Source organism: Microbacterium xylanilyticum (assembly GCF_054654695.1).
Map to the genome: position 1 here is coordinate 360832 of NZ_BAAIEN010000002.1, position 23159 is coordinate 383990.

General features: G+C 71.7%; 23 protein-coding genes. 19 read left to right on the forward strand and 4 right to left on the reverse strand.

Going from position 1 to position 23159, the window contains the following annotated elements:
* Positions 1 to 111 precede the first annotated feature (111 nt).
* From ACYQ1L_RS02180 to ACYQ1L_RS02190, 3 genes are all read left to right on the forward strand, one after another.
* Positions 112 to 1326, forward strand: coding sequence for a sensor histidine kinase (locus ACYQ1L_RS02180; protein WP_460002632.1), 1215 nt, complete (start codon positions 112 to 114; stop codon positions 1324 to 1326).
* A complete protein-coding gene (locus ACYQ1L_RS02185; RefSeq protein WP_460002633.1) occupies positions 1323 to 1985 on the forward strand; it encodes a response regulator transcription factor in 663 nt (220 codons plus the stop codon). Before ACYQ1L_RS02180 ends, ACYQ1L_RS02185 begins: the two co-directional genes overlap by 4 nt.
* 132 nt (positions 1986 to 2117) lie before the next feature.
* On the forward strand, positions 2118 to 2459 hold the full coding sequence (locus ACYQ1L_RS02190) for an SHOCT domain-containing protein (protein WP_460002634.1): 342 nt from the start codon (positions 2118 to 2120) through the stop codon (positions 2457 to 2459).
* A gap of 95 nt (positions 2460 to 2554) precedes the next feature.
* Here the strand turns inward: ACYQ1L_RS02190 and ACYQ1L_RS02195 are convergent, their stop codons facing one another.
* Positions 2555 to 3229: a TetR/AcrR family transcriptional regulator gene (locus ACYQ1L_RS02195; RefSeq protein ID WP_460002635.1), complete on the reverse strand. Its 675-nt coding sequence runs from the start codon at positions 3227 to 3229 to the stop codon at positions 2555 to 2557.
* A 178-nt stretch (positions 3230 to 3407) separates the two neighbouring features.
* Between ACYQ1L_RS02195 and ACYQ1L_RS02200 the strand changes: the two genes are divergently transcribed.
* The 5 genes from ACYQ1L_RS02200 (at position 3408) to ACYQ1L_RS02220 (ending at position 10879) form a co-directional block, all read left to right on the forward strand.
* On the forward strand, positions 3408 to 4877 hold the full coding sequence (locus ACYQ1L_RS02200; protein ID WP_460002636.1) for a flavin monoamine oxidase family protein: 1470 nt from the start codon (positions 3408 to 3410) through the stop codon (positions 4875 to 4877).
* A gap of 11 nt (positions 4878 to 4888) precedes the next feature.
* Positions 4889 to 6046: a CaiB/BaiF CoA transferase family protein gene (locus ACYQ1L_RS02205; protein WP_460002637.1), complete on the forward strand. Its 1158-nt coding sequence runs from the start codon at positions 4889 to 4891 to the stop codon at positions 6044 to 6046.
* Positions 6043 to 7233: an acyl-CoA dehydrogenase family protein gene (locus ACYQ1L_RS02210; RefSeq protein WP_460002638.1), complete on the forward strand. Its 1191-nt coding sequence runs from the start codon at positions 6043 to 6045 to the stop codon at positions 7231 to 7233. The genes ACYQ1L_RS02205 and ACYQ1L_RS02210 overlap by 4 nt, the downstream gene beginning before the upstream one ends.
* Entirely contained in the window at positions 7233 to 8795 is a 1563-nt protein-coding gene (locus ACYQ1L_RS02215) for an aldehyde dehydrogenase (NADP(+)) (protein ID WP_460002639.1), read from the forward strand. The genes ACYQ1L_RS02210 and ACYQ1L_RS02215 overlap by 1 nt, the downstream gene beginning before the upstream one ends.
* 164 nt (positions 8796 to 8959) lie before the next feature.
* Complete coding sequence (locus tag ACYQ1L_RS02220) at positions 8960 to 10879, forward strand: S53 family peptidase (RefSeq protein WP_460002640.1); 1920 nt, start codon at positions 8960 to 8962, stop codon at positions 10877 to 10879.
* 200 nt (positions 10880 to 11079) lie between these two features.
* Here the strand turns inward: ACYQ1L_RS02220 and ACYQ1L_RS02225 are convergent, their stop codons facing one another.
* Both ACYQ1L_RS02225 and ACYQ1L_RS02230 read right to left on the reverse strand, forming a co-directional pair.
* The gene (locus ACYQ1L_RS02225) at positions 11080 to 11793 is read right to left on the reverse strand and encodes a response regulator (protein ID WP_460002641.1); all 714 of its coding nucleotides are present in this window, start codon (positions 11791 to 11793) and stop codon (positions 11080 to 11082) included.
* The gene (locus ACYQ1L_RS02230; protein ID WP_460005745.1) at positions 11790 to 13448 is read right to left on the reverse strand and encodes a sensor histidine kinase; all 1659 of its coding nucleotides are present in this window, start codon (positions 13446 to 13448) and stop codon (positions 11790 to 11792) included. The genes ACYQ1L_RS02225 and ACYQ1L_RS02230 overlap by 4 nt, the downstream gene beginning before the upstream one ends.
* 189 nt (positions 13449 to 13637) lie before the next feature.
* On the opposite strand from ACYQ1L_RS02230, the gene ACYQ1L_RS02235 reads away from it, so the two are divergent.
* The 9 genes from ACYQ1L_RS02235 to ACYQ1L_RS02275 all read left to right on the forward strand — a co-directional run bounded on the left by ACYQ1L_RS02235 (position 13638) and on the right by ACYQ1L_RS02275 (position 20258).
* Positions 13638 to 14495 (forward strand): ABC transporter ATP-binding protein, encoded by an 858-nt coding sequence (locus tag ACYQ1L_RS02235; protein WP_460002642.1) that lies wholly within the window; start codon positions 13638 to 13640, stop codon positions 14493 to 14495.
* Positions 14492 to 15424: an ABC transporter permease gene (locus tag ACYQ1L_RS02240; protein ID WP_460002643.1), complete on the forward strand. Its 933-nt coding sequence runs from the start codon at positions 14492 to 14494 to the stop codon at positions 15422 to 15424. Before ACYQ1L_RS02235 ends, ACYQ1L_RS02240 begins: the two co-directional genes overlap by 4 nt.
* 76 nt (positions 15425 to 15500) lie before the next feature.
* Positions 15501 to 16598 (forward strand): ABC transporter substrate-binding protein, encoded by a 1098-nt coding sequence (locus ACYQ1L_RS02245; RefSeq protein ID WP_460002644.1) that lies wholly within the window; start codon positions 15501 to 15503, stop codon positions 16596 to 16598.
* A 174-nt stretch (positions 16599 to 16772) separates the two neighbouring features.
* A complete protein-coding gene (locus tag ACYQ1L_RS02250) occupies positions 16773 to 17417 on the forward strand; it encodes a dihydrofolate reductase family protein (protein ID WP_460002645.1) in 645 nt (214 codons plus the stop codon).
* A complete protein-coding gene (locus ACYQ1L_RS02255; protein WP_460002646.1) occupies positions 17414 to 18325 on the forward strand; it encodes an NAD-dependent epimerase/dehydratase family protein in 912 nt (303 codons plus the stop codon). The genes ACYQ1L_RS02250 and ACYQ1L_RS02255 overlap by 4 nt, the downstream gene beginning before the upstream one ends.
* Before the next feature lie 51 nt (positions 18326 to 18376).
* Positions 18377 to 18976 carry a TetR/AcrR family transcriptional regulator gene (locus tag ACYQ1L_RS02260; protein ID WP_460002647.1) on the forward strand — a complete coding sequence of 200 codons (600 nt, stop codon included), beginning with the start codon at positions 18377 to 18379 and terminating at the stop codon, positions 18974 to 18976.
* The gene (locus tag ACYQ1L_RS02265) at positions 18973 to 19395 is read left to right on the forward strand and encodes a hypothetical protein (protein ID WP_460002648.1); all 423 of its coding nucleotides are present in this window, start codon (positions 18973 to 18975) and stop codon (positions 19393 to 19395) included. The genes ACYQ1L_RS02260 and ACYQ1L_RS02265 overlap by 4 nt, the downstream gene beginning before the upstream one ends.
* Before the next feature lie 5 nt (positions 19396 to 19400).
* Positions 19401 to 19550 (forward strand): hypothetical protein, encoded by a 150-nt coding sequence (locus ACYQ1L_RS02270; protein ID WP_460002649.1) that lies wholly within the window; start codon positions 19401 to 19403, stop codon positions 19548 to 19550.
* A 69-nt stretch (positions 19551 to 19619) separates the two neighbouring features.
* Entirely contained in the window at positions 19620 to 20258 is a 639-nt protein-coding gene (locus ACYQ1L_RS02275) for a helix-turn-helix domain-containing protein (RefSeq protein ID WP_460002650.1), read from the forward strand.
* A 134-nt stretch (positions 20259 to 20392) separates the two neighbouring features.
* Here ACYQ1L_RS02275 and ACYQ1L_RS02280 read toward each other — a convergent pair whose 3' ends face one another.
* Positions 20393 to 21763 carry an MFS transporter gene (locus ACYQ1L_RS02280; RefSeq protein WP_460002651.1) on the reverse strand — a complete coding sequence of 457 codons (1371 nt, stop codon included), beginning with the start codon at positions 21761 to 21763 and terminating at the stop codon, positions 20393 to 20395.
* A 231-nt stretch (positions 21764 to 21994) separates the two neighbouring features.
* Between ACYQ1L_RS02280 and ACYQ1L_RS02285 the strand changes: the two genes are divergently transcribed.
* Both ACYQ1L_RS02285 and ACYQ1L_RS02290 read left to right on the forward strand, forming a co-directional pair.
* Entirely contained in the window at positions 21995 to 22306 is a 312-nt protein-coding gene (locus ACYQ1L_RS02285) for a DUF7882 family protein (RefSeq protein WP_460002652.1), read from the forward strand.
* Positions 22307 to 22460: 154 nt separating this feature from the next.
* Entirely contained in the window at positions 22461 to 23159 is a 699-nt protein-coding gene (locus tag ACYQ1L_RS02290) for a response regulator transcription factor (RefSeq protein WP_460002653.1), read from the forward strand.

The following is a 23159-nucleotide window of genomic DNA, read 5'->3' on the forward strand; positions in this document are numbered from 1 at the left end:
CGCCTGGCCGCCCAGGCGCTCACTCCTCGCGCCCGCGTACTCCCCGGGGAGTACGCGGCGTGCGCCTCGCGGACGGATCCGCGGCGGCGCGTCCGCGCGTAGCATCGAAGGATGCCCGAGCAGCTCCACGACAGCGCTTCGAGCCCGACGGCGGCGTGGTTCGGGCCGGACACCGGCCGCATCCCAGTGGGGCCGCCGCAGCGCGTGCGGCTGATCGCGCCGGTCGTGCTGTGCCTGCTCGTGCAGGTGCCGGCCAGCGCGTGGGTCGCCGCGCACGTGCAGGGCCACGGCCTGCACTGGCGTATCGCCCTGCACCTCGCTCTCGCCGTCGCCGGCCCCCTCGCTCTGCTCGCCGCACGGCGCTTCCCGGGCCCCACGGTCGCCGTCGTCTCGGCGTTCGCGCTGCTCGACGTCCTCACCGCACCGGTCTACGGACCGCCGTACCTCGCGCTGGCCTTCGCGATCGCGATCGCCGTCGCCCGGGGCGCCGTGATCTGGGCTGCCGCCTCCGTCGCCACAGGCTGGGCGGCCGCCATCCTGATCGGCGTCGCCATCGGGCGGATCTGGCACCCCGGGCTCATCGTGATCGCGACGGTCGGGCTCGCCGCGAGCTTCGCCGTCGGCGCCTTCGTGCGCACCCGGGGCGCACGCATGGCGGCGATGCGCGCCGATGCGCAGCGTCATCGGCGCAGCGCGGAGGAGCGTGAGCGGGTGCGCATCGCCCGCGAGCTGCACGATGTGCTGGGCCATGCGCTGTCGCAGATGAACGTGCAGGCCAGCGTCGGGCTGCACCTGTTCGACCGGGATCCGGAGCAGGCGCGGGCGGCGCTGCAGAACGTGAAGGACACCTCCAAGCTCGCGCTCGAGGAGGTCCGCGGCGTGCTCGGCGTGCTCCGCGAAGGCGAGGTGCCGCTCGTCCCGCAGGCCGAGCTCGCCGAACTGCCGCGGCTCATCGCGGGCGTGCAGACCCCCGGACTGGACATCGCGCTGGATGACCGGCTGCAGAGCACCGCGCCGAGCCGCGCGACCCAGTTCGCCGCCTACCGCATCGTGCAGGAGGCCCTGACCAATGCGGTGCGGCACGCGCAGGCCTCCCACGTGCGCGTCACGCTGGAGCGCTGTGACGCAACGGAGCCCCTGCTCGTCGTGACGGTCGCCGACGACGGCCGCGGTTTCGGCGATGTGGATCCGGGTGCCTCCGGGGGCGGCGGCGTGCTCGGCATGCGCGAACGCGCCGCGCTGCTCGGCGGCAGCGTCGAGGTCGGCGACGGTGCGGACGGCGGGGCGCGCGTGGTCGCGACGCTGCCGTGGGGGAGGGCCTCGTGATCCGGGTCGCCCTGGCCGACGACCAGCTGCTGGTGCGGGCGGGGTTCCGCGCCCTGCTGGATGCGGAGGACGGCATCGAGGTCGCCGTGGAGGCGTCCGGCGGCCGCGAGCTGCTGGAGCGGATCCGAGAGACGCCGGTGGACGTCGTGCTCATGGACATCCGGATGCCCAACGGCGACGGGCTCTGGGCCACCGAGCAGATCGCGGCGGATCCGGCGCTCGCCGGAGTGCACGTGGTGATCGTGACGACGTTCGAGCTCGACGAGTACGTGGTGCGGGCGGTGCGCGCGGGAGCCGCGGGCTTCCTCGTGAAGGACACCGAGCCCGCCGATCTCGTGCGGGCCGTGCGGGTCGTCGCCGCCGGCGAGGCGCTGCTCTCCCCGGGCGTCACCCGGCGGCTGCTCGAACGCCTCACGGTCGGGCTGCGGGACGCGCCCGACCAGCGGCTGCTCGAGGGCATCACCGAGCGGGAGCGCGAGGTGCTGCGCCTGGTCGGGCAGGGGCTCACCAACGACGAGATCGCGGTGCGGCTCTTCCTCAGCCCGCTCACCGCCAAGACGCACGTGTCGCGGATCATGGCGAAGCTGCACGCCAGGGACCGGGTGCACCTGGTCGTGCTCGCCTACGAGACCGGGCTGGTCGCGCCCGGGTGGCAGTGACCCGGCGCGGATCCGCTACTCCCCGGGGAGCACCGCGAATCACTCCCCGGGCCGGATTCGCCGGCGGCCGCGGATCGCGAAGCTGGATCCATCGGTCGAGATGCGACCGAACCGATTCAAGGATGGTCACTCATGATCGCTACCGTCGCGGCCCTCGCCGCACATCCCGGGCACTGGGGGTTCCACCCGTTCTGGCCCTTCTTCATCATCGGGCCGCTGATGTTCCTCATCATCGTCGGCCTGCTCATCGCGATCCTGGTGCGTCGTCGGCGTTGGGGCGGACCTGGCCCGTGGGGCTGGCACGGCGCTCCCGGCGGCCCGGGTGCGACCGGTGCGACTCCTCCGTGGGCGGGGCCCGCGCAGAGCCGCACAGCCGAGCAGATCCTGGCGGAACGCTTCGCCAAGGGCGACGTCGACGAGACCGAGTACCGCGCGCGGCTCGAGGTGCTGCGCGCCAACCGGCCCGAGGCCTGAGCCGCTCCTCCGCAGGCCCGTCGCATCCCGCGGCGGGCCTGCGGCGTGCGTGCGGCCAAAGGGTGCGAGCGCGAGAACGATGCGTGCGTTCCCGGTCAGCCGCGCGTGCGCCGGGTGGCCCCCCAGAGCTGGTGCATACCGGTGAGCAGGGCGTCGAGGCCGATCTCGAACAGCAGGTCGCCCGGCGGCAGTCCGCGTTCGGCGGCGGTGGCGGCGAAGGCGGCGGACGCGCGGGCGAGCAGCGGCGAGCGCTCCGGATCCCGCGGCTCGTACACGCCCTCCGGGGTGGGCGAATCGAGTGCCGCCCCGAAGATGAACGTCTCGAGCACGCTGAGCGACGCGATGATGCTCTCGTCGGGCCAGTGCGCGGCCGAAAACCCCGCCACGACGCGCTGGTAGACGAGCGACGTGTAGGGGGTGTGCGCGAGCGGCACGGCCACGATCAGCGGCACGAGCTCCGGGCGCTCCCGCAGCCGGGTCAGGTAGCTCCACGCCCAGCGCGAGAGGGCCTCGCGGAGCGGCTCGGATCCGAATCCCGACGTGTCGATGCCGGCGGCGAACCGCTCCTGCAGCAGCGCCAGGACCGCCGCCCGCGAGGGGACGTGGTTGTACAGCGCGCTGGGCGAGACCTTGAGCCGGCGGGCCAGCGCGCGCATGGTCATGCCGGACAGCCCGGAGCTGCGGATCTGCGCCAGGGCCGCCTCTGCGATCCGGTCCCGATCGAGGATGCGTTCCCTCGGCCGGCCGGGGCGTCGCGATTCGGAGGTCATAAATGAACAGTAGGGGATCTGCGGGGCGCCTCGGCAAGGGCGCAGATGGCGATAAATGGACACCGGCGCCTCCGCGCTCGCCGTGCCGGCACCGCGAAACCTAGCATCGTCACGTCGTCCGCAGACCCGCGCAGCGCCGCGCGCCAGGTGGTGTCGGATCGGCAGGAAAGGACCTCCCATGACCTCCACCCGCACCCGGATCGACCGCGATGTCGTCGTGATCGGCGCCGGCATCACGGGCCTCGTGACCGCCCGCCGGCTCGAGCAGGCGGGGCGCACCGTTGCCGTGCTCGAGGCGCGCGACCGCGTCGGCGGACGCACCTGGTCCGAGACCGTCGACGGCTCGTTCCTGGAGCTGGGCGGGCAGTGGATCTCGGCCGAGCAGACCGCCCTCAAGGACCTCCTGGCCGAGCTCGGCAAGCAGACCTTCTCGCGCTACCGCGACGGCGATTCCGTGCACCTCTCGTCGAGCGGCGAGCGCCGCACATTCTCCGGATCCTTCCCCGTGGGCGAGGCCACTCTCGCCGAGATCGACCGGCTGGTCGAGGCGCTGGACGCGCTCGCCGCCGGACTCGACGTCGACGCGCCGTGGGCGCACCCGCGCGCAGCCGAGCTGGACCGGATCCCGTTCGCCTCGTGGCTTGCCTCGCTCACCGACGACGAGCAGGCGATCCGCATCGTCGACCACTACATCGCGGCGGGCATGCTCACCAAGCCTTCGCACGTGTTCTCGGTCCTGCAGGCGATGCTCATGGTGGCCTCGGCCGAGAACTTCGAGAACCTCATCGACGAGAATCTGCTGCTGGACGAGCGGGTGGTCGGCGGGATGCAGTCCGTCTCGCAGCAGATCGCGGCGGAGCTGGACGCGGGCACCCTCCACCTGTCCGCCCCCGTCCGCCGCCTGGAGTGGACGGCGTCGCAGGAGGGCGGCGACGCCGTCCCCGGGTCGGTGGTCGCGCACACCGACGACGTCGAGGTGCGCGCCCGGTACGCGGTGGTCGCCGTGCCGCCGAACCTGTACGCCACGATCGAGTACGCGCCGGCGCTGCCCCGGCTGCAGCAGGTCGCGCACCAGCACCAGTCGATGGGCCTCGTGATCAAGGCGCAGGCCGCCTACGACCGCCCGTTCTGGCGGGAGCAGGGGCTCAGCGGCACGGGGTTCGGCTCGGAGCAGCTGGTCTGCGAGGTGTACGACAACAGCTCCCCGCACGAGACCCGCGGCACGATCGTCGGCTTCATCGCCGGCCCCCGGGCCGAGGAGGCGTGGGCGCTGCCCGAGGCCGAGCGCCGCCAGGCCGTGCTGGAATCCTTTGCGGCGTACTTCGGCGACGAGGCGCTGAGCCCGCTCGCCTTCTACCTCTCCGACTGGGGCAGCGAGCAGTACACCCGTGGCGCCTACGCGTCGAGCTACGACCTCGGCGGCCTCAGCCGCTGGGGGCACCTGCAGAATCAGCCCGTCGGTCCGCTGTTCTTCGCGAGCAGCGACATCGCGGGCGCCGGCTACATGCACGTGGACGGCGGCGTGCGGATCGGATCCGACACCGCGCGGCGGATCCGTGAGGGCTTCGCGGCAGCAGGCGGGACGGCGTCCGGAGAGACGGCCGCCGCAGCGGACGCGGCGCCTGTCGCCGTGCCCGCCGGCGTGTGAAGCTGGACGCCATGGATCAGCAGGGGACGGGAGGCGGGCGCGGTCCGCTCGACGGCGTGCGGGTCGCCGACTTCTCCCGCGTGCTCGCCGGCCCCTACGCCACCATGACGCTGGCCGACTTCGGCGCCGATGTGATCAAGATCGAGTCGCCGGCCGGCGACGACACCCGGAACTGGACACCGCCCGTCGACGCCGACGGCATGGCCACGTACTTCGGCAGCGTGAACCGCAACAAGCGCTCGGTCGTGCTCGACCTGACCACGGAGGCGGGACGCGCGGAGGCCCTGCGGCTGGCCGCATCCGCCGACGTCGTGGTGGAGAACTTCCGCCCCGGTGTGATGGCGCGGTTCGGACTGGACGCGGAGGCCGTGCGCGCGGTGAACCCGGGTGCGGTGTACTGCTCGATCACCGGCTTCGGCGGCGGCGCCGGAGCCGAGCTCGCCGGCTACGATCTGCTCGTGCAGGCGGTCGGCGGTCTGATGTCGATCACCGGCGAACCCGACGGCGCCCCGGCCAAGGCCGGCGTCGCGCTCGTCGACGTGCTGTGCGGTCAGAACGCGGTGAACGGGATCCTGCTCGCGCTGCGCGAGCGGGATCGCACCGGCCGTGGCCAGCGCGTCGAGGTGAATCTGCTGCACAGCCTGCTCTCGGCATTGACGAACCAGGCCGCGTCGACCCTCGCCACCGGGATCCCGCCGCGCCGTCTCGGCAACGCGCACCCGTCGATCGCGCCCTACGCGCTGTTCCGTGTCGCGGATCGCGACCTCGTGATCGCCGTCGGCAACGACCGGCAGTTCGCCGCGCTCGCCGCCGTGCTGGGCCGGCCGGAGCTCGCAGAGGATCCGCGCTTCCGCGGGAACCCCGACCGGGTCGTGCACCGGGACGTGCTCACCGCCGTGCTGGAGGAGGCGCTCGCCGAGGCGTCCGCGGCGGAGTGGGTGGAGCGGCTCCGCGCCGCCCGGATCCCGGCCGGCCTCGTGAACGATGTGACGGAGGCCATCGCGTTCGCCGAGGCGCTCGGCCTCGAACCCGTGGTCGCGCTCGGCGCGTCCCGCACCGTCGCCAGCCCCATCGGGCTGAGCGACACCCCCGCGCGCTACCGCACCTCCCCGCGGGCGCTCGACGCCGACACCGGCGCTGACTGGATCCCTCGGAAGGAAACGCCATGACCCTCGCCCCCCGCATCGACGCCGTGTTCGACTTCGACGCCCTGCTCACGGAGGAGGAGCGCGCCTGGCAGCAGAAGGCGCGCGCGTTCGCGCAGGAGCGGATCCTGCCCGTGATCGAGGAGGACTTCGAGAACGCGCACTTCCGCCGCGAGCTGGTCGGCGAGCTCGGCGCAGCCGGCTTCCTCGGCATGCACCTCAGCGGCTACGGCTGCGCGGGGGCGGGCGCCGTCTCATACGGCCTGGCCTGCCTCGAGCTGGAGGCCGCGGACAGCGGCTGGCGCACGTTCGTCTCGGTGCAGGGCTCGCTCGCGATGAGTGCGATCGCGAAGTACGGATCCGAGGAGCAGAAGCAGTGGTGGCTGCCGCGGATGGCGGCAGGCGAGGCCGTCGGGTGCTTCGCGCTCACCGAGCCGCAGGGCGGCAGCGATCCGGCGGCGATGACCACCACGGCCCGCCGCGACGGCGACGACTGGGTGCTCGACGGGGCGAAGCGCTGGATCGGGCTCGCATCGATCGCTGACGTCGCCGTGATCTGGGCACGTGTGGACGATCCCGCGTTCGGCACGGGCGGGCGCGCGGTGCGCGGCTTCCTCGTGCCGACGACGACGCCCGGGTTCACCGCGACGCCGATCGCCGGCAAGCTGTCGATGCGCGCATCGATCCAGTGCGACGTCTCGCTGGAGGGCGTGCGCCTTCCCGGCGACGCGATCCTCCCCGGCGCCGAAGGGCTCTCCGGGCCGTTCGGCTGCCTGAACGAGGCGCGGTACGGCATCGTCTGGGGCGCGATGGGCGCGGCACGCAGCTGCCTCGAGGCGGCGCTGGAGCGCTCCACGACCCGGGAGGTGTTCGGCAAGCCGATCGGCGCGAACCAGCTCACCCAGGCCAAGCTCGCCGACATGCTCGTCGAGGTGGAGAAGGGGATCCTGCTCGCCCTGCACCTCGGCCGGCTCAAGGAGCGCGGCGCGCTCACCCCCGCGCAGATCTCGGTCGGCAAGCTCAACAGCGTGCGGGAGGCCCTGAAGATCGCGCACCAGGCGCGTACCATCCTCGGCGGCGACGGCATCACCGACGCCTTCCCGGTGATGCGCCATGCCGCCAACCTGGAGTCCGTGCGCACCTACGAGGGCACCGACGAGATCCACCAGCTCGTGCTCGGCCGCGCGCTCACCGGACTAAGCGCTTTCTGATGGGCGGGCCGGTGCAGAACCCGGCGGGCGCGGGCGCGGCCGAGCCGGACCTCGCGACCGTGGCGCGCACCGCCGAGGAGGCGGCGCACACGGCGACCGACGCGGTGGATCGCGCCGTGCGCGCGGCGGCGGGATCCGGTCTCGAGCGGAGTTCCCGCTCCTCACGCGCCGCCTGGCTGCGCGCCCTCGCGGACGCACTGAGCGCCCACAGCGACGACCTGGTAGCGCTCGCCCACGCCGAGACCCACCTGAGCGCCGCGCGGCTCGGCGGCGAGGTGGTGCGCACCGCGACGCAGCTGCGCTTCTTCGCGGACGTGATCGAGGAGGGGACGTACCTCGAGGCGACCCTGGACAGTCCGGATCCGACGCTCGTCCCGCCTCGGCCCGACCTGCGCCGGCTGCTCCGGCCGCTCGGCGTGGTGGCCGTGTTCGCCGCATCGAACTTCCCGTTCGCCTTCTCCGTGCTGGGCAACGACACCGCCTCCGCGCTCGCCGCGGGGTGCCCGGTCGTGGTGAAGGCGCATCCGGGGCACCCCGAGCTGTCGCGCCGCGTGGCCGCGATCGCCCGGGAGGCTCTGGTGGCGGCGGGCGGTCCGGCGGATGCGCTCGTCCTCGTGGAGGGCATGGCGGAGGGGACCGCGCTCGTGCGGCACCCGCTCGTGCGCGCCGTCGGCTTCACCGGGTCCACCCGCGGCGGACGGGCCCTGTTCGACCTCGCCGGCGCCCGCCCCGACCCGATCCCGTTCTACGGCGAGCTCGGCTCGGTGAACCCCGTGGTGGTGACGCCCTCCGCGATCGCCGAGCGGGGAGCGGCGATCGCGCAGGGCCTCGCCGCGTCGTTCACCCGAGACGGCGGCCAGTATTGCACCAAGCCCGGGCTCGTCTTCGTGCCGGAGGTGCCGGAGGGCTCGGCCGGCTTCGACGAGGCGCTCGTCGCGGCGCTGTCGGGTGCGCCCGGGCAGCGGCTGCTCACCGTCGGGATGTCCGCGGCCTTCGCGGCCGGCGGATCGGCGCTCCTCGGCCGGGACGGGGTGCGGACGCTGGCGGCCCTGACCGGCGCAGGGGATGAGAGCGGCCCGGTGGTGGCGGCGGTCTCCGCGGAGCGGTTCCTCGCCGACCCCGACACGTTCCAGGAGGAGCACTTCGGCCCGCTGACGCTGCTCGTGAACTACCGCGACCGCGCGGAGCTCGGTCGCGCGCTCGGGGTGCTCGAGGGCAGCCTCACCGGCACGGTCTGGCACGCGGCCGATGAGGATCCCGAGCTGCTCCGGTCGCTGACGGACGCCCTGTCCCGCGTGGCCGGACGAGTGCTCTACAACGGCTGGCCGACGGGCGTCGCCATCGCCTGGGCGCAGCATCACGGCGGGCCCTGGCCGGCATCGACCGCATCGGTGCACACCTCGGTGGGCGCGAGCGCGATCCGCCGGTTCCTCACGCCGCTCACCTACCAGGACGCCCCGGCGGCCGTGCTCCCCGAGGAGCTCCGCGACGGAAACCCTCTGGCAGTGCCGCGGCGCGAGGACGGCGTGCTGATCGCGTCGCACCCCGGATCCGGATCCTAAGACTCTCGAACCGCGCTCATGAGCGGGCTGGGAGAACCTGATGCGTCCGCTGTGAGCCGGGCTTCGCCGCGCTGCCGCCTCTCGCGTCGCTCGGGCGCGCGGGAATAGCATCGCCCTCGGTCAGCGGCGACCGCCGCGGCCGAATCAGAGTCTGGAGATCCCGGATGCGTAGAAAAGTCCTCGGCGTCACCCTCGCGGTCGTCGCCACCGTCGCCGCCACGTTCGCCGGAGCGGGAGCCGCGAACGCGGCGCCCCCGCCCACGAGCCCGATCCCGAATTCGACACCGGGCTGGCTCAGCCACGCGACCAAGGGCGGACCGGCGAGCGGCGCGGTGAGCGCCCGCGTGTACCTGGCGCCGGCAGGCGGCATGGATGCGCTCGCGGCGTTCGCGAACGCGGTGTCGACGCCGGGATCCGCGCAGTACCGGCAGTTCCTCACCGCCGACCAGTACCACGCGAAGTTCGACGCGCCGCAGGCGACCGTCGACGCCGTCACCGCCTGGCTGCAGGGCGCGGGACTGAAGACCACGGTCGACCCGAACCACCGCTACGTGGACGTCAAGGGCGGCGTCGGCAACGCCGACAAGGCGTTCGGCGTCACAATCTCGAACTACAGCCACGACGGGCTGACGGTGCAGGCGCCCGACGGCGCGGCGAGCACCCCTGCTGCGCTCGCCGGTGCCGTCATCGCGGTCGGCGGCCTCGACACCACCCCGTCGCTCGTGGAGCCGAAGACGCAGAAGCCGGCCCCGCCGGACGGCGGCTTCCGCAACTCGCCGATCTGCGGCACGACGTACGGATCCGCGACCCCGAGCAACCTCGCGACGCCCGACGGCACCGTTCTCCCGCCCTTCGACGGCAAGACGCTGCCGTACTCGCCGTGCGGGTACACCGGCCCCCAGCTGCGCAGCGCCTACGAGGCCGGCCTCACCGGCGGCTGGGACGGCACCGGGGTGACCGTCGCGGTCACCGACGCCTACGCGTCGCCGACCATCGAGGCCGACGCGAACCGGTACGCCGCCGACACCGGCGACAAGCCGTTCGCCGCGGGCCAGTTCTCGCAGAGCCTGCCCAACGCGTTCACGAACGTCAACAGCACCAACTCGAACCACCAGTGCGGCGCGGCCGGCTGGTACGGCGAGGAGACCCTCGACGTCGAGGCCGTGCACGCGATGGCCCCGGGCGCCAACATCCGCTACTACGCGGGCAAGAGCTGCATGGATCCGGATCTGCTCGACACCTTCACCCGGATCAACGACGAGAACGTCGCGGACGTCGTGACCAACTCGTGGGGCGGGACGGGCGACGTCGTGAAGCCGTCGCTGCTGCTCGCCTACCAGACGGCGTTCCTGCAGGGCGCCGCCCAGGGCATCAGCTACGTCTTCTCCAGCGGCGACGACGGCGACGAGGCGACCCGCCTCGGCACACCGCAGACCGACTACCCGGCCTCCGACCCGTACGTCACCGCTGTCGGCGGCACCTCGACCGCGATCACCGAGGCGGGGCTCACCGGCGAGACCGGATGGCAGACGTCGAAGTACGTGCTGAAGGACGGCGCGTGGACGCAGAGCACCTCCTTCCTCTACGGCGGGGGCGGCGGCTACTCGTCGAACATCGCGGAGCCGCAGTACCAGAAGGACGCGGGGATCGTCAGCCCCAACGGCGGGCGCGCGGTGCCGGACGTCTCGATGGACGGCGATCCGACCACGGGCATGCTCGTCGGCCAGACGCAGACGTTCACCGGAAGCGCGGCGTATGACACGTACCGCATCGGCGGCACGAGCCTCGCGTCTCCGCTGTTCGCCGGCATCACGGCGCTCAAGATCCAGGCGAACGGCGGCAGCGGTCTCGGCCTGCTGAACCCGACGATCTACGGAACGCACGGCCAGGGCTTCCACGACGTCACCGGTGCGGGCATCGACGAGGGCGCGATCCGCGTCGACTTCGCCAACGGACTCGACGCCACAGGTGGGTACGTCTACTCCGTGCGCACCTTCAACGGAGCCACCACGTCCCAGACCGTCGGCACCGGCTGGGACACCGAGACCGGCTGGGGCAGCGCCCGCGCCGGCTGGGTGCAGTAACCGTTCGACCGCGGCGCCCTTCGTCGGTTCCTGAGCGAGCCGCAGGCGAGACGAAGGGCGCTGCGCTCGTTCAGGGACCAGCCTTGCCCGGTCCCTGAGCGAGCGTGCCCTCTCGGTCCCTGAGCGAGCGCACTCCCCGGTCCCTGAGCGAGCGCAGCGAGACGAAGGGCCCCGGCGCCCCGCCCCCTTCGTGCGCCTCGTCAGCGTCGCCGCACGGCGTACCGGTGCTCGGGGCGCCCCGTGCTGCCGTAGCGCAGCTCGAGGCGCACGAGACCCGACTGCTCGAGCTGCGTGAGCGCGCGCTGCGCCGTCGTCCGGCTGATCCCGATGGCGGTCGCGATCTCCTGCGCCGACGCGTCGGTGCGCCGTGCGGTCACCGCATCCAGCACGGCCTGCAGGGTGGGGGCGAGCCGGCGCCCCTCCTCCGGCACCGACACGGGCGCCGGCCGGAGCAGGTCGAACAGCCGGTTCACGTCCTCCTGCGTGGCCTCCTCGCCGAGCGCCGCGATCCGCTCCTGCGCCTGCCGGAACGCCGTGAGCCGCTCGGCCAGCTCGGCGAACCCGAACGGCTTCACCAGGTAGTGCAGGGCGCCGAACTGCACCGCGCGGCGCACGGTCGCCAGGTCGTTCGCCGCCGAGATCACGATGACCGCCGGCCCCGGGCCCGCATCGCTCGAAGGGTCGGGATCCGCCAGGAGCTGCCGCACGACGTCCAGGCCGTCGCCGTCGGGCAGGTACACGTCCATGAGCACGAGGTCCGGGCGCAGCTCGCGCGCCTGTCGCAGCGCTTCCGCCGCCGAACCCGCCTGTCCGACCACGCGGAAGCCGGGCACCGCCTCGACGAAGCCGACGTGCACGCTCGCGACGCGGAAGTCGTCATCCACCACGAGCACCGTGGACTCTCCCAACGTCATCGCGATCCTTCCTTCGTCTGCGTCGATCCGGGTCCTTCGACGGGCGCAGGGACCGGGTCGACAGGCGTCCGGTCCCGATCGCGCGGGATCACCACGGTGAACGCCGCGCCGCCGTCGCGGGTGACCGACACGGTGCCGCCCAGCCGGGACGCGGTGGTGTGCACGAGCGAGAGTCCCAGTCCGCTGTGCCGGGCGAGCGATCCGCGCTTCGTCGTGTAGCCGCTCTCGAAGATGCGCGGCACCGACCCGTCGGGCACGCCGGGCCCGTTGTCGGCGACCCGCACGGTCAGCGCCTGCGGCGTCTCCACGATCCCGACGGTCACCCGGCGCGGGGCGGGGGAGTCGGCGAGGGCGTCGAAGGCGTTGTCGATGAGGTTGCCCAGGATCGTGACGAGCGCCTGCAGGCGATCGGATGCGGATCCGAGTTCCGTCTCCGGCGCGATCACGAGTTCGATCCCGCGCTCGTTGGCCTCGGCGGCCTTGCCGAGGAGCAGGCCGACGATCATCGGCGGCTCGATGTGCGTGCGCAGCGTGCGGTCCAGGTCGGCCGAGGTGCCGCGGATCTCGTTCAGGTACTGCAGCGCCTCCTCGCCGCGGCCCAGTTCCAGAAGGCCTGCGACGGCGTGCATGCGGTTCGAGAACTCGTGCTGCTGGGCGCGGATCGACTCGGCGAAGCTGCGCTCGCCGTCGAGCTCCTGGGTGAGCCCGGTCACCTCGGTGCGGTCCTGCAGGGTGAGCACCGCGCCGTGCGGCCGGCCGCCGAGCGTCACCGGCATCCGGTTGAGCACGAGCACCCCGGAGTCGGTCACCGCGATCGCGTCCTTCACCTCGGTGGTGCCGGTCAGCGCATCGCGGATCGGGCTCGCGACGAGCACATCGTCCAGCCGGCGCCCGCGGGCGCCCTCGGGCAGCCGCAGCAGGCGCTGCGCCTCGTCGTTCACGACCGTGATCCGGCCCGCCGGATCGATCGCGATGACCCCTTCGCGGATCCCGTGCAGCGTGGCCTCGCGCTCCTGCAGCAGGTGCGCGATCTCGTCGAGCTCGAGACCGAACGTGCGGCGCTTGAGCAGCGCTGCCAGTCCGAACGAGACGCCGGTGCCGATCGCGAAGGCGAGCACGATCCAGGTCGCGTAGATCGGGAGCTGCCCGAGCAGCTCCGCGGCCACGCTCGATTCGCGGATCCCGACCGACACCTCGCCGATCACGGTGGGCGTCGCACCGTCGAAGACGGGGACTCGCGCGTTCGCAGTCGTGCCGGTGGAGCCGATGTCGGTGCCGCGGTGCACTCTGCCGTCGCGCGCGACGACCGGCTCGGCCACCTTCTTGCCGACGAGGTCCGGGTTCGGGTGCGAGTGGCGCACGCGGTCCAGGTCGATGACCACGACGTACGCGGCGCCGGTGCGCTGCTCGGTCGCCGTGGCGAGCTGCTGCACGTCGCCGTCGCAGGACGAGTTCCCCGCGGAGAGGCAGCGCTGCACGGCCGGCATCTCCGCGAACGTCTGGGCGATGTCCGCCGCGCGGTCCTGATAGTCGCTGGTGAGGTTGGCGCGTGCGGTGACGGCGAACAGCACGAAGCCGATGAGCAGGGAGGCGCTGAGGATCGCGACCTGAGCCAGCAGGATCAGGCTCGACAGTCTTCGGATCCGTCGTCGCATCACCTCCGGATTCTCTCATCGCCGCCTCGATGCCCGCCGTGCACAGAACGCCCAAAAGGTGCCGCAACGCCCGAAACGGCGGGCAATGCGCGCAAGCGCGACAGGCGCACCGGGGGGAGGCGAACATCGATCCCATCGCCGGGCGTCGTCGCCGCGGCGAGCAGACACAGACAGAGAGGTCTTCGTGCCATGAGTGACACACGTACCCCGGGAGCCGGCCGTGCCCCCGATGCCGGCGGACCCGCCGCGGGCATCGAGATCGTCGGCCTCACCAAGCGCTTCCTCACCCCGAAGGGCGACACCTTCACCGCCATCCGCGATGTGACGCTGAGCATCGAGCCGGGGCAGTTCTGCGCGATCGTCGGGCCGACCGGATGCGGCAAGTCGACGACGCTGGCGCAGGTCTCGGGCCTCGAGCGACCGAGCGCCGGATCCGTCAGCGTCGGCGGTCGCATCGTCGACGGCGTCACGCACGGCGTGAGCTACATGTTCCAGGCCGACTCGCTGTTCCCGTGGAAGACGGTGCTCAACAACGTCATGACCGGCCCGGTGCTCACCGGCACCCCGAAGAAGAAGGCCGCCGTGCTGGCCCGGGACTGGCTGCGCCGCGTCGGCCTCGCCGGCTTCGAGGACCGCTACCCGCACCAGCTCTCCGGCGGCATGCGCAAGCGCGTCGCCATGGCGGCCGCGCTGATCAACGAGCCCCGGATCCTGCTCATGGACGAGCCGTTCGGCGCGCTCGACGTGCAGACCAAGGCGATCATGCAGACCGAGCTGCTCCAGCTCTGGGAGGAGCTGCGTCCCTCGGTGCTGTTCATCACGCACGACCTCGACGAGGCCGTTGCCCTCGCCGACCGGGTCGTCATCATGACCTCGAGTCCCGGCACCGTGAAGGACGTGTTCGACATCGACCTGCCCCGCCCGCGCGGCGACGTGCAGCAGATCCGGCACGAGAGCCGCTTCCTCGAGCTGCAGGGCCGGATCTGGGAGTCGCTGCGCGAAGAGGTCGACCGCGCGTACGCGCAGACGGCGGCGGTGGCAGCATGAACGACGTCCTCTCCACCCCGCCCCAGACCGACCTCACGGGTCAGCTCGGCTACGCGGCCGACGACCAGCGCAACTTCTTCCGTCCCGAGGCCCAGACCGAGGCCGAGCTCCAGGCGGCAGGTCGCCGCGCCCGCCGGCGCCACACCACGTGGGTCTGGATCGGCCGCATCGGCTTCGCCGTCATCGTGTTCGGCGGCTGGCAGCTGTTCACCGAGCTCGGCTGGGTCGACAAGTTCTTCTTCGGCCAGCCCACCGCCGTCTGGGACAGCCTCGTGCACCTGTTCACGCAGGGCACGGCCTTCGGATCCATCTGGGAGAACCTCTGGGTCACGGTGCAGGAGGCGCTGCTCGGCTTCGCCGTCGGCACCATCGCGGGCATGATCGTCGGCATCCTGCTCGGCAGCAACCGCTACCTCGCCGAGGTGTGCGGGCCGTACATCAAGATCGTCAACGCGATCCCCCGCATCGTGCTCGGTTCCATCTTCATCGTCGCGTTCGGGCTCGGCATGCCCGCCAAGGTGCTGCTGGCCGCCGTGCTGGTGTTCTTCGCGGTCTTCTTCAACGCCTTCCAGGGCGTGCGGGAAGTGGATCCGAACCTCATCTCGAACGTGCGGGTGCTGGGTGCGTCGCCGCTGCAGGTGGCGCGTCACGTCACGATCCCCTCGGCGATGACCTGGATCATCGCGAGCCTGCACACCGCGTTCGGCTTCGCCATCATCGGCGCGCTGGTCGCGGAGGTGCTCGGCGCCCAGCGCGGCATCGGCCTCATCATCAGCCAGGCCCAGGGATCGTTCGACCCGAACACCGTGTTCGCCTGCATGGTCATCATCGCCGCGTTCACCCTCGTCGCGGAGTACCTGATCTCACTCCTCGAGAAGCGCGTGCTGCGCTGGCGCCCGCCGACCCGGTCCGAGGCGTCGTCGATCTGACGGCCCCGGCCACTCGCAAAGACCCTTCCCCCCACCAGGAACGCCGACCCGATCGGCGCAACGAAAGGAAACCCACATGAACAAGCGCGGCATCGTCGCCGTCGCGGCGGCCGGAGCACTGGCGCTCGGCCTCGCAGGCTGCAGCGGCGGAGCATCCGCCGGCGGATCCAGCTCCGCTGCGGCCACCAACAGCACGCCGGAGACCGTGAAGATCATGGTCGGCGGCATCGACAAGCAGATCTACCTGCCGTACAAGCTCGCCGACCAGCTCGGCTTCTACAAGAAGTTCGGCGTGAACGTCGAGCTCTCGACGGAGCAGAACGGCGGCGTCGGCGCCGAGGACGCGATGATCTCCGGCCAGGTCGACTTCGCGGGCGCCTGGTACAACCACACCATCGAGCTGCAGCCCAAGGGCAAGGAGGTCATCGACGTGGTGCAGCTGTCCGGCGCCCCCGGTGAGCGCCTGATGTGCACCGACAAGAGCGGCGTGAAGAGCCCCGAGGACATCAAGGGCAAGAACATGGGCGTGACGGACCTGGGGTCGGGCACCGACAAGCTCACCCAGTTCATCGCGCACAAGGCCGGCCTGTCCACGAGCGACTACCACACGGTCGCCGTCCACGCCGGTGCGACCGCGATCGCCGCGCTGAAGCAGGGCGCTGCCGACTGCGCGATGACCACGCAGCCGACCGTGACCGCGCTCACGAGCCAGAAGGTCGCGGACACGGTCGTCGACCTCGCCTCCACCGACGGCGCCAAGAAGGCCCTCGGCGGCGCATGGCCTGCCGCCGGCCTGCTGGGCCGTGCAGACTGGGTGAACAAGCACAAGGACGCCACGCAGCGCGTGGTGAACGCCCTGGTCGCCACGATGCACTGGATCGACGAGCACTCCGCGGCCGACATCGCGAACAAGCTGCCCGCGGAGTACGTGAACAACGCCACGATCACCAAGGACCAGTACATCGCCGGCCTCACCACCGACAAGGGTCAGTTCCTGCCCGACGGCATCATGCCCGCCGGCGGCCCCAAGACCGTGCTCGACATGGAGAAGCAGCTCGGCCTCGACACGTCCAAGATCGACCTGAGCAAGACGTTCACGAACGACTACGCGCAGAAGGCGAACAAGGACGCCGGCACCAAGGTGACGACGACCCCCGCCGGATCCGACGGCTGATCCGGATCCGGGCCCTGAGCCGCACACCCGGTCCCTGAGCTTGTCGAAGGGAAAGGGCCAGGCACTCCCGCACAGGAGCGCCCGGCCCTTTCCGTGCGCCATGCGCGTTCTGTTCAATCCCCGCGCCTGCCGCGTCCGTAGCGTCGGAGGCATCCCCTGAGCAGGAGGTTCGGTATGAGCAAGGTCATCTGCGGTCTGTCCGTCTCGGTCGACGGCTTCATCACGGGGCGCGACCCCCGTCCCGGCCACGGGCTCGGCGACGGCGGGGTGCTCTTCGACTGGTACGGGAGCGGCGACGTGCCGAGCACCGTGTTCGCGGGCTTCCGGCTGTCGGCGCCCAGCGTGCGGGTGTTCGATGCGCTCGCGTCGCGCGTCGGCGCAAGCCTGGCGGGGCACACCACCTATACCGATTCGGACGACTTCGCCGGCGGGGCGCCGCATCCCATGGCACCCCTCGTGGTGCTGTCGCACGAGGGCTTCCCGCCCGCGAACGAGCGGCAGACGATCGTGAGCACGGGCCTCGCCGACGCCGTCGCGGAGGCCAAGCGCCTCGCCGCCGGCAAGGACGTGGGGCTCATGGGCGGCGTCCTCGTCACCGAGGCGCTCGCCGCGGGGCTCGTCGACGAGCTCATCCTGCACCAGGTGCCCGTGCTGCTGGGCGCCGGCCGGCAGTTCTTCCACGAGCTGCCGCGGCACATCGCGCTGCGGATCCACGAGGTCGTGTCCGCGCCCGACGTGACGCACCTGCACTACCTGGTCGAGAAGACACCGCCGGCCGAGCCGTCCGCGTCCGCGACCGCGCAGGGGGATGCGCGATGATCCTCGTCACGAGCGGCCTCGGGATGATCGGCGCCCACACGGCGGCGGCGCTCGTCGATCTCGGCGAGGACGTGGTGATCACGGCGCACCGCCGCACGGACGTGCCGTCGTTCCTGGCCGGCCGGGTCGCCGTGGAGGTCGTCGACGTGGCCGACCGCGACGTGTTCCTCGCCCTCGGCGAGCGGTACGACATCGGCGGCATCGTGCACCTCGCCGGAAGCATCCCGGAAGCGGATCCGATCCCGTACTTCCGACGCGACACGGCCGCGCTGCTCACGGCGCTCGAGGCCGCGCGCAACTGGGAGGTGGCGCGATTCGCCGTCGCCGGCAGCATCAGCTCCTATGAGGGGCGGGACGAGCGGCCGTGGACCGAGGATCTCGCCCTGCCGCTCGCGGTGCCGCCGCATCCCATCGCCGCCTTCAAGAAGGCGGTCGAGCCGCTGACCCTGTTCGCGCTGGCCGGCACGGGCGTGCAGCCGGTGCTGCTGCGGATCGGCAGCACGTGGGGTCCGCTGATGGATCCGGAGTCCCCGTTCAACCCGGTCCCGGCGACGGTGAGCGCGGTGCTGCGCGGGGAGCGACCTCGACCGCTGCCCGCGGGAGGGGGAGACTTCGGCTACGCCCCGGACTCGGGTCGCGCGATCGCCCTGCTCATGACGGCGCCGTCGCTCGCCCACGCCGCGTACAACGTGTCGAGCGGTATGCCGTTCTACGCCCGCGAACTCGTCGACGCGCTGAACGCCGCGCTGCCGGGATCCGGGATCGAACTCGCACCCGGCGAGCCGTCGGGTGAGGCGCCGTACCTGGACATCGGTCGACTGCGCGCCGAGACCGGCTTCGAGCCCGCATTCGACGTCTCCGCGGCCGTGGGGCACTACGTCGACTGGCGTCGCGAGAATCCGCGGTGAAGTTCTCCAGAGGGTCTTGCCCTATTTACTCAGTTAAGTAGATATGGACGCATGGCCCAGACGCGCAGCTATCGCACGACCGAGGAGTGCCGCGCCGAGATCATCGAGGCGACCGTTCGGGTGCTGGCGGAGCAGGGCTTCGCGAGCACGTCCTTCGCCCGGATCCGGGAGGCCGCGGGACTCAGCAGCACGCGCATGATCTCGTACCACTTCGCCGACAAGGCGGCGCTCATGGCGGCCCTCGTCGAGCACGTCGTGCAGCAGGCCGCCGCTGTGATGGTGCCCGCGATGGAGGCCGAGCCCACCTGGACGGGCAAGCTGGCGGCATACCTGAGGATGAACCTGCGCTTCCTCGCCGAGAACCGACTCGCGGCCCGTGCGGTCATCGAGGTGATCCGCAACGCCCCGCGGGCGGACAACGACCTGCGCGAGGACACCTCGGCGCTGCTGCTCTCGCTGCTCCTGACGCAGGGCCAGGAGGCGGGGGAGTTCCACGCCTTCGACACCCTCGTGGTGGCGCGCTCGATGCGCGCCACCATCGACGCATTCGCCATGACCATGCCGTCGGACGAGGCGGCCACCGCTGCCGCGATCGACGAGATCGTCGCCCTCTATCACCGAGCAACACGCACCGAAGGAGCCTCCTCGTGACCCTCACCGCCGACCGCCTCGTCGCGGTCCGCCCCGCTTTCGACACCGTGCGCCGACTCTGGTGGCTGTGCGCGGCGGTCTCGCTGATCGCGCTCGCCGTGGCCGCAGTGCTTGCGATGGTCGACCCGGTGGAGGTCAACTGGGTCGTGTGGCTGCGCGCATCCGTCGTCGCGGCGGCGAGTCTCGTGTTCGTCGCCGTGACTCGGGCGGCTTCGCGCGGCAGTCGCCGCGCGTTCACCCGGATGCGCTGGATCTCGATCCTCGCGCCGATCGGCATCGGGCTGATCATCGTCTCACCCGATTCGGGATACCCGCTCTGGATGAAGCTGGAGCAGGGCCTGATCGGGATCCTCATCGTCGCGATCGCCGTGCTGCTGAACCGGCGCTCGACCCGGGCGGCCTTCCCCAAGGAGAGCTGACGGCCATGACCGACACGTACCGCGAGCAGGCGCCGAGTGCGGCGCTGGCCGGCGCGTTGCGCACGATCTGGGTGCAGCGCACCGGCGATGCGCCGACGGTCCATCGCCATCTGCCCACGGGCGGGGCGGAGCTCCACGTGGTGCTCGACCGGTGAGCGTGGCTGCTCGGCCCGCTCACGACGCACCGTCTCGAGGTCATCCCGCCGGGCACCACGATCCTCGGTGTGCGGTTCCGGCCCGGCGGGACGCCGCCGATGCCGATGCCGCTCGACGAGCTCGTCGACCGGAGGGTGCCGCTCGCGGACCTCTGGGGCGGGCTGGCCGACCGCCTGCTCGACGAGATCGCCGTCATCGGGGTCGCCGGGGGAGCCATCCGCGCGCTGGAGGCGTTCCTGCTGCAGCGGTACCGGGTGGGTCGTCCGGCGGATCCGCTGCTGCGGGCCGCCGTGGAGGCGCTCATGCCGTGGCGTCCGCTCGAGGTCGGCTCCGTCGCCGCCCGGGTGGGGCTGTCCGAGAGCCAGCTGCGGCGCCGCTCGCTGAGCGCGGTCGGGCTGAGCCCCAAGGTGCTCCAGCGCACTCTTCGGTTCCAGGGCTTCCTCGCGCTCGCCCAGGCAGGCGCCGCGCCGAGCGGACGGCGCGGTCGCGACGGCATCGCCGGGCTCGCCGTGGACGCCGGGTACGCGGATCAGGCGCATCTGAGCCGCGAGTGCCTGCGCCTGGCGGGGCAGACGCCCCGGGAGCTGCTGCACGGCGACGTCGAGCGCTGCGCCTGCGGCCACGACCACTCCGCCTCGTTCCGCCCGTTCCTCGCCGGGCGCCTCGGCGTCGGATCTGGCAGACCCGGCATCGGCTCCGGTCGCTGAGCTCGTCGAAGGGCCCGGAGTGCGCCCCCTGTCCGGTCCCTGAGCCGGCCGCCGGTTCCTGAGCGAGCGAAGCGAGACGAAGGACGCCGAACGGCGGCGCCCCCGGAGAGGTGCCGCCGTTCTGGCCTGCGTTCTCAGCGCCGCGCGACGGCGGGGTCCGCGGATCCGGCCTGCGAGGTCAGCCGCGACCGGTCGTCCGCATCCAGGGCGCGAAGATCCGCGCCCTTCGTCTCCCGGGCGGCGGCGACCGCGACGAGGGTGATCGCGCAGGCGATCGCCACGTACACGGCGACAGGGATGCTCGAGTGGTACTGCCCGAGCAGGCTGGTGGCGATGATGGGCGCGAGCGAGCCCGCGAAGATCGACGTGACCTGATAGCCGAGACTGACCCCCGAGTACCGCATCCGGGTCGGGAACATCTCGGCCATGAGGGACGGCTGGCCGGCGTACATCGCGGCGTGGAAGACCAGCCCCAGGGCGATGGCCGCCCAGATGATGACCGGGTTTCCCGTGTTCATCATCGGGAAGGCGAAGAAGCCCCAGGCGGCGCCGAGGATCGCACCGGTGGCGTACACCGGCCTGCGGCCCCACGTGTCCGACAGTCGCCCCCACAGCGGGATCACGAGGAAGTGCACGACGTGCGCGCCGGCGAGGATGAGCAGCGTCGCCGAGGTCGCCTCCTTGACCGTCTGGGTGAGGTACACGATCGAGAACGTGACGACGACGTAGTAGAGGATGTTCTCCGCGACGCGCAGGCCCATCGCCACGAGCACACCGCGCGGGTAGCGGCGCGCCACTTCGAGGGGCCCGAAGCTCTTCGAGGCCTCCCGCTCCTGCTGCTCCTTCATCTCCAGGAAGATCGGCGCCTCGGCGACCTTGGTGCGGATGTACCAGCCGATGAGCACGATCACCGCGGACAGCCAGAACGCGATCCGCCAGCCCCAGCCGAGGAAGGCGTCCTGCGTGAGCGTCGAGGAGAGAACGAAGAGCACGAGGGTGGCGAGGAGGTTGCCCACCGGGACCGCCGCCTGCGGCCAGCTGGCCCAGAAGCCGCGCCGCTCGCGCGGGCTGTGCTCGGCGACCAGGAGCACAGCGCCGCCCCATTCGCCGCCGATCGCGAAGCCCTGCGCGAACCGCAGCAGCACCAGCAGGGCCGGCGCCAGGTAGCCGATCTGGGCGAAGGTCGGCAGGCACCCGATGAGGAAGGTCGCCGCTCCGATGATGAGGATGCTCGCCTGCAGCAGGCGCTTGCGCCCGTAGCGGTCGCCGAGATGCCCGAACACGATGCCGCCGAGGGGACGCGCGACGAACCCGATCGCGTAGGTGACGAAGGCGGCGATGATGCCGCTGAACGGGTCGTCGGACGGAGGGAAGAAGACGGTGCCCAGCACGAGCGTCGAGGCCGAGGCGTAGAGGAAGAACTCGTACCATTCGACGACCGTGCCCGCCATCGAGGCCGCGACCACTCTGCGCAGGCCCGAGGGAGAGGCTGTCTCGTATGCCATGTGTGCTCCTTTGCACGATCGGATGCTTGCCGGTGCTCCTAGCCTGATCCCGACCTCGCCCACGCGACAATGCCCATTCGCGGCGAACGAGGTGTGCAGAAACGCACACAATTGTTCTTGGGTCCGACGACTGCCACCGAGCCTGGATGCGGCATGTGAGCCTCACTGGGCATCGCGTGGGAGAAGCGCTGGATCCGCGCCCCGCCCGGCGAAGCGGCGTAGCGTCCAGGCATGAGCACTCTCTATTACGGAAGCTCCGAACACGCCATCGAGATCGAGGACATCGCCCTCGCCCACGTCAAGGTCGTGATCGCGACGAAGCTCCGGCGCAACGAGAGCTTCACCCTGTCCTGGCGGCACAACGGCCACGAGCCGCTGGGTCGCTCCACCATCTGGCTGCACCCCTCCATCCAGCTGCGGTTCGAGTTCGACGACCCCAACCCTCCGGAGCTGGATCCGGCCCGCATCCAGGCGATCGCCAACTCGGCGAACACGTCCGGCGGGATCCTGCTGCCGGATGAGGCGACGCTCGCGCCCGTCTGAGAACCCCGCGACCGCCCCGTCTCCCGCGAGGCGGGGCGGTCTGCGTTTCACCCCTTGGGGTGAAGACACATGGCCCGCTCTCCGCCTAGCGTGGTGACGGTCACGGCACGGCCATTCCTGGATCGCCTGCCTACTGGCCGAGACAGGAGTGAACATGTTGCGCGTCGCGCTGGTGAACGATTACGAGGTCGTGGTCCGCGGCCTCGCGGCGATGCTGCGGGCATATCAGGATGTCGTCCGGATCGTCGAGATGGACCTGAACAAGCCCGTCGCCAACCCGGTCGACATCGCCCTCTACGACACGTTCGCGTCCACCCAGGGCGACCGTGCCGACGTCCACGACCTGGCGGGCAACCCCCGCGTGAGTCGCGTCGTGGTGTACTCGTGGGCGCTGGATGAGGTCCTGGTCCGTGCCGCGATCGCGAATGGTGCGGCCGGGTACGTCTCCAAAGGCATCCCCGCGCGGCAACTCGTCACGGCGCTGCAGGAGATCGCCGCGGGAGGCCGGAAGGTGTGGATCGGTGACCAGAGGACGCCGGCGATCACGGCCGGCGATTGGCCTGGCCGCGAGGAGGGGCTCACCGCGCGCGAGTCGGAGGTACTCGCCCTGATCACGCAAGGCCTGTCGAACGCGCAGATCGCCGACTGCACGCACCTGTCGATCAACTCGGTCAAGACCTACATCCGATCCGCCTACCGGCGCATCGGTGCCCCGTCCCGCACGGAGGCGGTGCTGTGGGGCGTGGAGCACGGATTCCGTCCGGACCGGCTGCGCGTGCACGCCCCCGAGATCCCGGAGCTCCCGAAGACCGGCTCGGTCGCGGAGACCGGGTCGGTCGGTCACGAGGAGTAG